The 13,499-nt window shown below is 33.7% G+C and carries 14 protein-coding genes; 3 read left to right on the plus strand and 11 right to left on the minus strand.

The genetic code is table 11. The features are described from left to right. Nucleotides 1-14 precede the first annotated feature (14 nt). Nucleotides 15-572, plus strand: coding sequence for an NUDIX domain-containing protein (locus GQ45_RS04725; RefSeq protein WP_047415512.1), 558 nt, complete (start codon nucleotides 15-17; stop codon nucleotides 570-572). Here the strand turns inward: GQ45_RS04725 and hisS are convergent. From hisS to rpsF, 5 genes are all read right to left on the minus strand, one after another. Then, nucleotides 556-1,932, minus strand: a complete 1,377-nt coding sequence (gene hisS, locus GQ45_RS04730) for a histidine--tRNA ligase (protein WP_047415514.1) — start codon at nucleotides 1,930-1,932, stop codon at nucleotides 556-558. The two genes, GQ45_RS04725 and hisS, sit on opposite strands and share 17 nt — an antisense overlap. A gap of 203 nt (nucleotides 1,933-2,135) precedes the next feature. Next, entirely contained in the window at nucleotides 2,136-2,606 is a 471-nt protein-coding gene (locus tag GQ45_RS04735; RefSeq protein ID WP_047415516.1) for a DUF6495 family protein, read from the minus strand. 99 nt (nucleotides 2,607-2,705) lie between these two features. Then, the gene (gene rplI / locus GQ45_RS04740; RefSeq protein ID WP_047415518.1) at nucleotides 2,706-3,155 is read right to left on the minus strand and encodes a 50S ribosomal protein L9; all 450 of its coding nucleotides are present in this window, start codon (nucleotides 3,153-3,155) and stop codon (nucleotides 2,706-2,708) included. Between the two features lie 13 nt (nucleotides 3,156-3,168). Then, a complete protein-coding gene (gene rpsR / locus GQ45_RS04745) occupies nucleotides 3,169-3,468 on the minus strand; it encodes a 30S ribosomal protein S18 (protein ID WP_197056984.1) in 300 nt (99 codons plus the stop codon). Between the two features lie 2 nt (nucleotides 3,469-3,470). After that, nucleotides 3,471-3,809 (minus strand): 30S ribosomal protein S6, encoded by a 339-nt coding sequence (gene rpsF / locus GQ45_RS04750; protein WP_047415521.1) that lies wholly within the window; start codon nucleotides 3,807-3,809, stop codon nucleotides 3,471-3,473. A 244-nt stretch (nucleotides 3,810-4,053) separates the two neighbouring features. On the opposite strand from rpsF, the gene GQ45_RS04755 reads away from it, so the two are divergent. Continuing rightward, entirely contained in the window at nucleotides 4,054-4,746 is a 693-nt protein-coding gene (locus GQ45_RS04755; RefSeq protein WP_047415522.1) for a LytTR family DNA-binding domain-containing protein, read from the plus strand. Here the strand turns inward: GQ45_RS04755 and priA are convergent. The 4 genes from priA to nadC all read right to left on the minus strand — a co-directional run bounded on the left by priA (nucleotide 4,743) and on the right by nadC (nucleotide 9,565). Next, complete coding sequence (gene priA, locus GQ45_RS04760; RefSeq protein ID WP_047415524.1) at nucleotides 4,743-7,199, minus strand: primosomal protein N'; 2,457 nt, start codon at nucleotides 7,197-7,199, stop codon at nucleotides 4,743-4,745. The two genes, GQ45_RS04755 and priA, sit on opposite strands and share 4 nt — an antisense overlap. A gap of 11 nt (nucleotides 7,200-7,210) precedes the next feature. Beyond that, nucleotides 7,211-7,651, minus strand: a complete 441-nt coding sequence (locus tag GQ45_RS04765; RefSeq protein ID WP_047415526.1) for a DUF2147 domain-containing protein — start codon at nucleotides 7,649-7,651, stop codon at nucleotides 7,211-7,213. 75 nt (nucleotides 7,652-7,726) lie between these two features. After that, nucleotides 7,727-8,707: a YihY/virulence factor BrkB family protein gene (locus GQ45_RS04770; protein WP_047415528.1), complete on the minus strand. Its 981-nt coding sequence runs from the start codon at nucleotides 8,705-8,707 to the stop codon at nucleotides 7,727-7,729. Next, the gene (gene nadC / locus GQ45_RS04775) at nucleotides 8,708-9,565 is read right to left on the minus strand and encodes a carboxylating nicotinate-nucleotide diphosphorylase (protein WP_047415530.1); all 858 of its coding nucleotides are present in this window, start codon (nucleotides 9,563-9,565) and stop codon (nucleotides 8,708-8,710) included. A gap of 378 nt (nucleotides 9,566-9,943) precedes the next feature. On the opposite strand from nadC, the gene rlmH reads away from it, so the two are divergent. Beyond that, nucleotides 9,944-10,417: a 23S rRNA (pseudouridine(1915)-N(3))-methyltransferase RlmH gene (gene rlmH, locus GQ45_RS04780; RefSeq protein WP_047415531.1), complete on the plus strand. Its 474-nt coding sequence runs from the start codon at nucleotides 9,944-9,946 to the stop codon at nucleotides 10,415-10,417. A 7-nt stretch (nucleotides 10,418-10,424) separates the two neighbouring features. Here the strand turns inward: rlmH and GQ45_RS04785 are convergent, their stop codons facing one another. Continuing rightward, nucleotides 10,425-11,306 (minus strand): type IV pili methyl-accepting chemotaxis transducer N-terminal domain-containing protein, encoded by an 882-nt coding sequence (locus GQ45_RS04785; protein WP_369798270.1) that lies wholly within the window; start codon nucleotides 11,304-11,306, stop codon nucleotides 10,425-10,427. 176 nt (nucleotides 11,307-11,482) lie between these two features. Then, on the minus strand, nucleotides 11,483-13,375 hold the full coding sequence (gene serA, locus GQ45_RS04790) for a phosphoglycerate dehydrogenase (RefSeq protein WP_047415534.1): 1,893 nt from the start codon (nucleotides 13,373-13,375) through the stop codon (nucleotides 11,483-11,485). Nucleotides 13,376-13,499: the final 124 nt, after the last annotated feature.

Here is a 13,499-nt window from a genome sequence, read left to right on the forward strand (position 1 = left end):
TTTTATATCATATTATGGATGAACTCATAGATGTGCTAGACAGTCATGGAAACAAAACTGGAGCAACAGTTTTAAAATCTGAAGCGCATAAGACAGGAATTTTTCACGAAACGGTTCATGTTTGGTTTTATACTGCTGCAGGACAAGTTTTGCTCCAACAAAGAGGCAAAGAAAAGAATACTTTCCCGCTCTTATGGGACGCTTCGGTTGCAGGACATATTGGTGCCGGCGAAGCCATCGATGATGCTGCCAAGAGAGAAGTGAAAGAAGAAATAGGACTTTCTATTGCTACAAATGCCTTAGAAAAAATTGGTGTTTTTAAGTCGATTCAACAACATACAGCTCAATTTCTTGATTGTGAATTTCAGCACATTTTTATCTCCAAACTAAACGTACCCTTTGGGCAATTAAAAAAACAAGAAAGCGAAGTTGCCGATCTATCGCTCACTTCACTTTTAAAATTTTCAGAAGAAACTTGGGGTTTAGCCCAAACTCAAAAATACGTTCCGCATGGGACGGACTATTACAAAACAATAGTTCGCGCTATACACAAGGCTATAGGGAATTTATAAAATCATGTACCGTAGCGAAAGAATAGGTTTTCTGTGAGCCATTGACCATGTCTTTCACCACAAAACTATTTTCTGACAATTCCTGCTCCCCTATAAGTATCACATAGGGCACATTACGCTGATTGGCATATTTCATCTGCTTTTGCATTTTAGCAGCGCTAGGATAAACATCGGCCTTAATTTTGTTTTTACGTAATTGGGTAGTCAATTGTAGTGCCGCTAAAGCTTCTTTCTCACCAAAATTAACACATAATACTTGCAAGGATTGGTCAATAGCTTCAGGAAATAACCCTAATTCTTCCAACACCAAATATATACGATCCAAACCAAAAGAGATACCCACACCACTGACATCTTTTAACCCAAAGATCCCTGTTAAATCATCATAGCGACCACCACCACCAATAGATCCCATTTGTACTTGAGCTGGCGCAGCCACTTCAAAGATAGCACCCGTGTAATAATTAAGTCCGCGAGCTAAGGTAACGTCAATAGCTAAATTTGCAGTTTGTAATCCTAATTTAGAAATAGATTCTATGATATAGCGCAGTTCTTGCACTCCTTTGAACCCTTCTTCTGAATGTGCTAATAAATTTTCAAGAGCCTCAAGTTGTTCTAAATTAGTTCCTGTGAGCGAAAATAATGGAGCCGCTTTTTCAATAGCAGATAGAGAAATACCTTTTTCAAGCATTTCTTTTTTTACACCCTCCTCCCCTATTTTATCTAATTTATCAAGTGCTACCGTAAAATCGATTAAATGATCTTGAGCACCGATAACTTCGGCAATACCTGCCAGTATTTTTCGGTTATTTAATTTGATACTTACACCGTGCAACTTTAGATCGGCAAAAACCGCATCGTATAACTGCACTAACTCTACTTCTTGCAACAATGAATCAGAACCTACGACATCAGCATCACATTGAAAAAATTCACGAAATCGACCCTTTTGCGGCCTATCTGCTCGCCATACAGGTTGAATTTGATATCGTTTAAAAGGGAAATCAATTTCATTTTGATGCATCACAACATAACGCGCAAAAGGCACTGTTAAATCGTATCGAAGGGCTTTTTCGGAAATTTTAGAAGTTAAGGCATTTGCATCTTTTTGATTATAGAGTGAATCATCTACTTTATTTAAATAATCACCAGAATTCAAAATTTTAAAAATTAAACGATCTCCCTCATCGCCATATTTACCCATCAAGGTTTCTGAATTCTCAAAAGAAGGCGTTTCAATAGGCTGAAAACCAAAAATTTGAAAATTGTTTTTAATACGATCAAGTATATAATTTCGTTTTACGACCTCTGAAGGTGTAAAATCTCTTGTTCCTTTGGGTACCGATGGTTTTTGAGCCATATTTTAATAATTAGTTTCAGGTTGCTATTGTTTCTCGGTTAAAGTTCGATATACGCATTGTTTTATATCTTATCCACAAAAAAACTTCATTACTTTTCTATGATGATATGCTGTACAAAAAACGCGAACTTACAATTTAGTTTAGTATTAAAACCACTTCAAATTAAATCATTGTTACAATTTTACATTGCTACATTAAATCTTTAAGCAATAACTTTTTCGAACCATTGGTACAATTCTCCTTTAGTAATTACCGCTCCTTGTTGAATCAGCTTAAATTTATCTAGATTTTTATCAGCAGTATACATTTTCGATGCCGTTAAATATTCCACAAAGTCAGATTGCCAATTTTTTCGAAACCATGCAAAACCAACATCTGTAGTTAAATCTATTTCAGGATTCATCACTTTCACTGAAATAAGTTTCATTTCTTTTTCTGTCAAATGAAATAAGTGCATTTGTTGTGCTGAAATATTCTCAACAAAGTCAACTTTAGCCAAAACACCTTCCCATATGATATCAGAAAAAACATCTAATTCATCTTCGGCTACATTTGGTTTTTCTTTTTTGATGCTTTCCCACTCGTCACCGGTGATAGACTGTGTCGCTAAAAAATTAATAAACTCTTGATGCAATTCTTCTAATTGCTGTTTTGTAAGTCTTGAATATTTCATTAAATAATTACGTTAATCCATTTAAGCTCTTATCCTTTTGCAAAAGTAAAAAGGCTGTACAAATTGCACAGCCTTTTAATGTATAAAAATTTTTATTTATTAATTTTCTCCAACAACTTCGAAAGGGAAATCAACAACAACATCTCTGTGTAATCTAATTTGTGCATTGTAAGGCCCTGTTCTTTTAACAGCACCCCCTTGAATAGAAATAAATTTTTTCTCTATTTCATGGCCTTCTTTTGCAATAGCGTCTGCTAAATCACTGTTGGTTACAGATCCAAATAATTTGTCTCCAGCTCCAGTCTTTGCTGCTATTTTAATTTCTAATTGTTTTAAAGCGTCTGCAACTTTCGTTGCTGCGTCAACAATTTTCTTTTCTTTATGCGCTCTCTGCTTTAAGTTTTCTGCTAAAACCTTTTTTGCAGAAACTGTAGCCATGGCAGCCAATCCGTTAGGAATTAAAAAGTTTCTACCGTAACCATTTTTTACAGTTACCACATCATCTTTAAAACCTAAATTTTGTACGTCTTCCTTTAGTATAAGTTCCATCGTTCGTTTCTTTTTATTTTAATAAATCACCAACATATGGCATTAATGCTAAGTGACGCGCTCTTTTAACTGCAACTGCCACTTTTCTCTGAAACTTTAACGAAGTACCAGTTAATCTTCTAGGAAGTAATTTACCTTGTTCGTTAACCAATTTAATTAAAAAGTCTGGATCTTTGTAATCTACATACTTAATACCAGATTTTTTAAAACGACAATATTTCTTTTGAGTATTTGTCTCTATATTTAATGGAGTAAGATATCTGATCTCTCCATCTTTTTTACCTTTTGCTTGTTGTTCTATCGATGACATAATGCTTAAGCTTTAGTTTTTAACTTTGTTCTTCTTCTTTCTGCCCATGAAATAGCATGTTTATCTAAACTCACAGTTAAATAACGCATGATACGTTCATCTCTTCTGAATTCTAACTCATAAGGAGTTATGGCATCTCCAGGAGCTGTAAATTCAAACAAATGGTAAAAACCACTTTTTTTGTGTTGAATTGGATAGGCCAATTTTTTTAGCCCCCAATTTTCTTTAGATACCATTTTGGCACCTTTGCTAATTAAGAAATCTTCGAATTTCTTAACTGTTTCCTCTATCTGAGTATCAGATAGAACGGGATTTAGAATGAAAACAGTTTCGTAATGATTCATATGAATATAATTTTAAGTGTGCAAAAGTAGTAATAATTCTGATTTAACACAAGAATTTACTAAAATCTTCGTTATTATGTTTTAGAGTTATTAACATAAAAAAATTAAAGTCACCTTAACCCAAACCTTGATGGCGCTTTTTACTGAATACACAACATATTATGCAATGTTCACATCTTTTGTTGTAGTTCACCGAGTTTTTTCAGTAATTTGCCCATGATTTAACCCCACAAATCAACCATTTATGAAATTAAGAAGTATAATCGTAGACGATTCTTCCATGCAAAGGATGGCGGTAGCAAAATTAGTGAATAACCACCCTAATTTAATGCTTGTCGCTGAATACAGTAATGCAATAGAAGCAAAAAATGGAATTAAAAACAACGAGATTGATTTAATTTTTCTTGATGTTGAAATGCCTATTATTAATGGTTTTGACCTACTAGAATCATTAGAAAACAGACCGCAAGTAATTCTAATTACAGGCAAACCTGATTATGCGTTGAAGGCGTTTGATTATGATGTTACTGATTACTTACATAAACCTATAACCATGTCTAGGTTTGATTCTTCGGTGAAACGGGCTGTTGCTAAATTTGAGCAACTGCACAGAACAAACGAAGATGAGGAGCATATTTTCGTAAAAAGCAATCTTAAAAAGAGAAAGGTTGTTTTAAATGATATTAAATGGATAGAGGCTTTAGGAGATTATATCAAATTAGTAACCGATGAAGCCAATATTGTGATTTTATCGACGATGAAGTCTTTTGAAGAGCAACTACCGGAAGATAAATTTCTTAGAATTCACAAATCGTACATTATTAATTTAGAAAAAGTTGAGAAATTCAACAGCAAAAATGTTGAAGTGAGCGGAAGATCTATTCCTTTAAGCAGAAATAAAAAAACGGAATTAGCTGAAGCTTTAAATAACGTTTAAATATAATCTACATTATAGATTACACGTACGCTTGCGTACTGAGAGATAGCATTAAAAGATTTTTCTAATCTTCTAATGCTTTTTTTTGTTTTTACTAATGACTGACCGTTAGGAATTTTAATCAATACATTTTTTATATACTGATTTCGAATGCGAGAAACGGATGGAAATTCTGGTCCCAAAACATGTACTCCAAAAGCATTGCGTAATCCTTTGGTAAACCATTCTGCAGCTTCGTTGAGTTTGTTATACTCTTTATGCTTAAACGTAATTTTTATAATTCTGTTTACTGGCGGATATTTATGCTGTTCTCTTTCATACAATTGTTCTTGATACATGGCCTGATAATCGCCTGTGGACACTTGTTTTAAAATTTGATGGTATGGATTAAAGCTTTGAATAATTACTTTTCCACGCTTTTTGGTGCGCCCAGCCCTGCCCGATACCTGTGTTAACAATTGAAAACAACGTTCATGGGCTCTAAAATCAGGGAAATTTAGTAAGGTATCAGCACTCATAATACCTACGAGGTTTACGTTTCTAAAATCTAAGCCCTTGGTTAACATTTGTGTACCTACCAAAATATCTAATTCTTGCTGTTCAAAAGCCGTGATTATTTTTTCATAGCCATATTTACCACGCGTGGTGTCTAAGTCCATTCGGCCTATTTTAGCATCTGGAAATAAAGTTTCTAGTTCTTGTTCTACTTGCTCAGTTCCAAAACCTTTGGTATCTAAGGTTGAACTTCCACATGCCTCACACGCCGTTAGCAGGGCTATATGATAACTACAATAATGACAGCGAAGTTGTTTTTTATGTTGGTGATAGGTTAAACTCACATCACAATTAGGACATTGGGGGGAGTGACCACAGGTTGTACACTCCAAAATTGGAGCGTAACCTCTTCTATTTTGAAACAAAATAACTTGTTCTCCATTTTCCAAAGTATCAGTTATTTCATTAAATAAACGTACTGAAAAACGGCCTTTCATTCTTTTTTTTCGCGTTTGTTCTTTTATATCTACCAACTCAATCTCTGGCATTAATACATTCCCATAACGCCGTTGTATCGTGGCGTAGCCATACTTCCCTATTTGTACATTATAAAAACTCTCAATACTTGGCGTTGCAGAGCCCAACAAAATATGAGCTTCATGCAATTTGGCCATTACGATAGCCGCATCTCTAGCGTGGTATCTGGGTGCTGGATCGTATTGCTTAAATGAACTTTCATGTTCCTCATCAACAATGATAAGTCCCAAATTAGTAAAGGGCATAAATAAAGCAGAACGAGCACCAATAACAATTTGTGCCTTATTTTTATTTTCTAAGATATTGTGCCAAACCTCTACACGTTCTTGAACGCTATATCTGGAATGATATACCGCTACTTTTTCTCCAAAATAGTCTTGTAAGCGTGTAATAAGTTGTGTGGTTAAGGCTATTTCGGGTAATAAATACAAAACCTGTTTATGCTGTGCTAAGGTTTCTTCAATCAATTTTACATATACTTCTGTTTTTCCAGAAGAGGTTACACCGTATAAAAGCGTGGGTAAATTTTTATCAAAACTTTGCTTAATGGCTAAAAAGGCTTCTTCTTGAAATTCATTTAAAGATTTTATATCACTGTTATCTTCTTCATTTGAGTAGCTAATACGATCTGTTTGAATATAATACTCTTCCAGGATTTCTTTGTCAATTAAGGCCTTAATAATGGCTGTAGAACTCTTACTAGCTGTTTCTAACTCACTAACTTTTATTGGTTTTTTTTGCGTGGCTTGAAGTTGAAATAAGGATAAAATAACCTGACTTTGTTTTGGTGCTCGGGTTAAAGAATGTAATAATGTTTCGAGGCCTACTTCTGTTCTGTATTCCTTCCCTAATTTTACATATCGAACCAATTTAGGTTTGTATTGTTCGTATACTTCTTCTTTAAGTAAAATAATATTTTTGTCTAAAAGCCTATTAAGCACTGGCAACACATTTTTTCTATCTAAAATAGCACTAATCTCGTGTACCCGAAGTATGGCTTGATGTTGTAAAGCTTCGAAAACTAAGAACTCATCATCTAACAAGGTAGTTTCATCAAAAACTATTTTCGTGTTTTTTAAAATAAGTGTTTCACTTTCTAATAAAAAAGCACTGGGAACGGCCGTTCTAAAAACTTCTCCAATGCTACACATATAGTAGTCCGCAATCCAAAACCAATGTTTTAGTTGGATGGCTGTAACTATCGGTTTTTCGTCTAAAATTTGATCAATTTCTTTAGCCTCGTAAATCGTTGGTGCGGTTTGATGGACCTCATGAACTAGGGCACTGTATATTTTTGATTTACCAAAAGGAACAGCCACACGCATACCTGGTTTTAAGAATGAAGCCTCTGCGTCAGAAATACTATAGGTAAATAGTTTTTCTAATGGAATAGGAAGAATTACATTGATAAAATAAGGCATGGAGCTAATTTCTAATCTTTTACTCTAATCCAAGTTTGTGTGCGGTAAATAAAGGCCAAATAACCTCTAACTTTAAGTTCATTAGGGTTATCAGGATTCAGCCAGATTTTGCATCTGAAGATCATGGCCTGTTCTGGATCAAATAAATGTTTTCCTTTCCATTCGCCGTCTTCGTGTTTTTCTGCTGCTTTAATGATGACCATTCCAAGAACAGGTTCGTCTTTTAAATCTCCTTCACATTTTGTACAAATCGCATCTTTTTTTCCTTTTTCTAAAATTTCCACAACCTTCCCAAACATTTTTCCCTCTTTTTTGTAAATGTCTATCACTCCCTTAGGGTTTCCTGTGCGATCGTCAATGGTTTTCCATTTTCCAAAAACGTTTTGTGCATTGGCATTGGAGAAAAATAATAATGCAATGCTCGTAATAAGTACGCTGATTAGTTTTGTCATATTCGTTGTGTAGGTTAATTAGGCTGCTTATTTTTTTATTTTCCATGGTATATCTTATACCCTTCTCTATTCTTTTTATGGGTCCATATTTTGGGCTTTCATATTACTTCTAAGCGAATTTAAAGTTGCATTAAGTTCAAAGCCGAGGAGAAGTATATTCGAATTTAACCAAATAAACACCATTAATATTAACAATCCTCCTAAAGCACCATAAAGTTCATTATAGGTAGCAAATTTTTCAACGTAAATACCAAAGAGATATGAGGTTGCTATAAATAAAACAGTTGTCATTAAAGCTCCTGCTGAAAAGAATTTTGCATTTCTACCTTCCGCTGTGCCAAAATAATATAAGATAGCAGTCGTTAAATAAGATAAGACAACAAAAAATAAAATTTTTGCAATCTGTACCCCCAAAATGTCTCCCTCTGCTACTTTTGTGCCATTTGCTTTTGCGGAAAGTTCGCTCAAATATTCTAAAATGTAAAATTCAAAATAGACAAAAACAACAGCACCAACTATTAATAAAATAGACAAAATTAGACCAACCATTAGTGCATACGCGTACTGTCTGAAAAAATTTCGATTAAGATTTACATGGTAAGAGTTTTCAAAGCCGCCAAAAATAGCATTCACCCCATTCGCCACTAAAAAAATAGAAATAATAAAAGTTGAAGACAGTAATCCTCCGCGCTTTTGGTCTTTTATTTGTTGGAATATTTCAGTAAAATAATCGCCTGTTGCCGTAGGTAAAAATGACTCTAAAAATACCAAAAACTGATCTTCAAAATTCTCATTACCGATACTCACATACGGTATTAAAAAAGGCAAAAGACTAAGTAAAAAAATGAGCAAAGGAAAAAGTGCCATAAAAAGGCTAAATGCAATAGAACTCGCTCTTGTCGATAGCGCACCCTGAACTATTCCTGAAAGATACATTTCTAACAGGTCATATAAAGATAAGCCTTCAAAAGCAGATAGCTTAATTTTTTTTAATAGTCGCGCTAACCAGTTGATAATTGGTATTTTTTCAATCTTTTCCTCGATGGCTGCCGACATTTAAACTGCTTTTAAACTTAAATCCATATTATGCACAGAATGGGTTAAAGCGCCTGATGATATAAAATCAACGCCACACTCTGCGTAGCTTCGAATGGTTTCCTCAGTAATGCCACCAGAAGATTCTGTCAAGGATTTTGAACCTATTAAATGTACCGCAGTTTTTGTGTCCTCGTAGTTAAAGTTATCTAATAAAATTCGATACACTCCTTGAGCATCTAATATTTGTTGTACTTCATGAAGATTTCGCGCTTCTACAATTATTTTTAAATCTTTTTTCGTGGTCTGAAGGTAATTTTTAGTTTTTTCAATGGCTTTTTCGATGCCTCCTGCGAAATCAATATGGTTATCTTTTAACATAATCATATCATACAAAGCAAATCTATGATTCTCACCTCCGCCAATTTTAACGGCCCACTTTTCTAAAGCTCTAATACCTGGTGTTGTTTTTCGAGTATCTAAAATTTTAGTTTTCGTGCCTTCTAATAGATCCACGAAATACTTGGTTTTTGTTGCAATAGCACTCATGCGCTGCATAGCATTGAGCACTAATCGCTCTGCTTTTAAAATACTCTGTGCACTTCCACTGACATAAAAAACAATATCCCCGTGCTTTACTTCTTCACCATCGTTTATTAGGGTTTCAACTTTTAAAGCTTTATCTACATACAAAAAAACGAGTTTAGCCAACGCTACACCTGCAATAATACCAACATCTTTCACTAATAATTTAGCCTTACCTGTGGCTGTATCAGGAATACAGGCTAAAGAACTGTGATCGCCATCTCCTATATCTTCTCTAATTGCATTGGCGATAATGATATCTAGTTCCGTATTAAATTGTGCTGTTGAAATCATGTAATTATTTTTCCTTGTGGCTAATTTACTAAAATATAAATCAGAATTTAAACATTTCTACCTACTGCTCACCTTAAAACCAAAGACCCTTCCGCTGAACGCTAGTACCCAAAGGAGCAGACTAAGTGTAGAGATCACTGAATACGAATGTGTTGTGATTTTTAAACCCAAACAATTTTTCTAGTATTCTTTAATTTTTAAAATAGCATTCCATATCTAAAACAAAGTATATATTTTTAAGTCAAGTCTTACAGGTTTATCCTAAACTAGCTAACATCTGCTAAAGAGTAGGCCTGGACTAAAAGAAATTTAGTACAAAACAAAAACGCTTCAGTTTACTTTTAGCATTCGATATTCACTTTTTAGTATTTTTGTATCATGCATATAAAACTACTAGCGATAGGAAAAACAGATAGTTCTCAACTTTCGGAATTAACCGATGAATATCAAAACAGGTTAAAGCATTATATAAAGTTCGAGTTTGAAGTGCTCCCTGACATTAAAAACACTAAAAATCTTTCAGAGGCTCAACAAAAAGAAAAAGAAGGAGAAGCGCTCTTAAAAAAATTAAACCCTACTGATATTTTAATCTTATTTGATGAAAACGCTAAGCAATATACTTCGGTAAATTTTGCCGACTTTCTACAAAAAAAAATGAATGCGGGTACCAAACAACTGGTCTTTGCTATTGGCGGTCCATACGGCTTTAGTGATAGGGTGCATTTAAAAGCACAAGGCAAAATTAGTTTGTCAAAAATGACATTTTCACACCAAATGATTCGTTTGTTTATTGTTGAGCAGGTGTATAGGGCTTTTACCATTTTAAAAAATGAACCTTACCACCATCAATAAATTAGCCTTAAACTTCTGTTTTATTCTCTTTTATATTGATGCTAAACTTCGTTAAAAAAGTATCTAATTGAGACGTTTCAACCGTATCTTCTTCTAATGATTTCATCATATTTTTTGAGACGACCTCTAAATCATTAAGTTCATCAATGACGCAATCTACTAATGCTTGTTGATTGTTGAGTTTTTTTTCAATTTTCAACACATGTTGTAAATCTCTTAAATTTTGCATGTGAGAATTAAAGGCATGGGACTGATGCCAAGATATGTCTTTTAATTTTTTATTTTGGACGCTAATTTTTCGGATCGCGGGGTTTATAATAAAGAATATTTCAAAAAGTAATATTAATAATGAAAGTGCCGCAAGTTCGTACTCTATTATTTTTAGCGTGTTAATCTCCTGCTCGGATACTTTTTGAAATTGACTTACAATAGTTTCCATTTTCGCTAAAGCACTTTCTACCTCTGTCTTTAGTTTTGAAATGGGAATTTGATTATAATTATTAAAATCTTTTAAATTAAGGAGTATATAGTTTAAATGTGGTTCTAATTCTTTAAACGTTTTTTGAATTTCAGGATGTTGTAATATCGCTAATTTTATCTCTGAATTACCTTCTTGTAAAATTTTATTGGTCCGCTCTAATTTATTTAAAGCAATACTCATTTCAGAATAATCACAGGTTTGGTACATGCATTCATAAAAGTTTTTCATGACCAATTGACTCAGCATTCGCTGTCTTCCCGCCATATTTAATACCGAGGCCATGCTTTTTTGCTTATCTAGGGAATACTGTACAACGCTTTGGATTAGAATTGTCAGCAAAACAATAGTAAACACCAGTAAATAATATTTACGGAATATTTTGTTTGAATTTAAAAATTTAATTTTCACCTGCTAGAGAAATTTCTTACGAAATAAACACAATTATAGTCATTGTTCAACTAAATGTTGCGAAATGGCACGTGAATATGGTCAAAACAGGTCAAAAGGTTATTTAGAAAAATAAAAATTCTAGAAAACTTAGGATTTAGCTTTTTAGAATTTCGTAAACTCAACTCCTGTACTGTTTAGTACAAGACTCTGAACTTAATAGTATTATCTATTTTTTTGAGTTCTTTAATCACATCTTTATTATACTCTTTATCTACGTCAGAGATCACATAACCTACTTCATTATCAGTCGATAAATATTGTCCAGTTATATTCAATTCATACTCGGCTAGAACTTTATTAACTTTTGCCATGATGCCTGGCACGTTTTTATGAATATGTAAAAAACGGTGTGACTTATTTTGCTTTGGCAATCGAATATTTGGAAAGTTTACGGCATCTACAGTGTTGCCTGAATTCATGTAATCCATTATTTTATTGGGAACAAATTCTGCAATATTTCGTTGTGCCTCTTCTGTACTACCACCAACGTGTGGTGTTAAAATAACATTTTCTAATCCTTTCAATTCTGTTTCAAAATCGCCATTAATTGCTGGCTCTTCTGGAAAAACGTCAATAGCTGCACCCGCAATTTTTCCGCTTTTTAAGGCTTTGGCTAAAGCTGAAATATCAACCACAAAACCACGCGCTAAATTGATGAAAATTGCACCATCTTTCATTTGGTTAATTTCTCTTTCTCCAATAAAATTTAGGTTGGCTTTATTATCATCAATATGTAGGGTAACGACATCAGATATATGGAGTAATTCTTCGAGTGTATTACATTTTATAGCATTACCTAAGGCTAACTGATCATTTACGTCATAATAATACACATGCATCCCTAAAGCTTCAGCTAAAACTGACAATTGCTTCCCGATATTACCGTAACCAACTATTCCTAAATTTTTTCCTCGAACTTCACGAGAATTTGCCGCCGTTTTATTCCATTGACCCTTATGTATTTCGGTGCTACGGGTAAACACGCTGCGCATCAACATAATAATTTCGCCAATAGCTAATTCAACTACCGAGCGTGTGTTGCTATAAGGCGCATTAAAAACTACGACCCCTTTTTTCTTGCAACTCTCTAAATCAATTTGGGTAGTTCCGATACAAAAAGCACCAACTACCATTAATTTATTAGCGGCTTCAAGAACTTTAGCTGTCACCTGTGTTTTGGAGCGAATTCCTAAAACATGTACCCCCTTTATTTTTTTTATGAGTTCTTCCTCAGACAAACTATGGGTAATCGTTTCAACCGTAAAACCAGCTTCAGAAAGGCTTGTAAAAGCATCAGGATGTACATTTTCTAATAACAACATCTTTATCCTATTTTTAGGATAGGAAATTTTTCTATTCAAATCGTTCACAAATAAAAATTCATCAAGGTTAGGTGTAATATAATCTGCATTTTTTGCAGCTTTTTCACGGTGAACATTTTCGGTGTACGCAAAAAATTTATCTGCAATACCCGCTTCTCTCATGACATAATCGCTATAACCGTCACCGATTACTTGAACCTCACCGTCAAGATTCATATTTTTAAGACAGTCAATTTTACCGTTGTGCATGGCCAAAACATTGGTCTTATCAAAGCCAATAATTTTACCTTCTACATCAAATTTAAAGGTATTGGCATATACCCTATTGGATGGAATATTGTATTCCGCAACAATAGGATCTATAAATTCTTTAAAACCGCATGAAATAACGTAAATATCGGCTGCATACTCTTCAAAAAATTCTTTATTGGCTGCGATTGATTTTGATATTTTTGTTCGTAATTCTGCAACCAAAGGAATTAAATCGCTTTTATTCGCATTTAATAATTTAATACGGCGCTCTAAAGATTCTGTAAAAGAAATATCCCCATCAATTCCTAAATTGGTGATTTCTTGAATTTCCTTTATAATCGCGTCTTTATCAGCCCTCTCCTTTAAGGTTAATTCAGCTAGAACATCTAAAGCTTCAACTCTTGTTAAAGTACTATCAAAATCAAACACATACTTTCTACCGGCAGCTATCATCACTTTTTTGAATTAAGCATCAAAAGTAAAAATTAATTTGCTCCAATCGGGTAATATTAACCTAAAACTGTTGCTGAGTTATCATTTGAAACAAATTACTACGAAATTGTTTTTATGTACAGGC

The organism is Cellulophaga sp. Hel_I_12 (assembly GCF_000799565.1).
Classification (GTDB): Bacteria; Bacteroidota; Bacteroidia; order Flavobacteriales; family Flavobacteriaceae; genus Cellulophaga.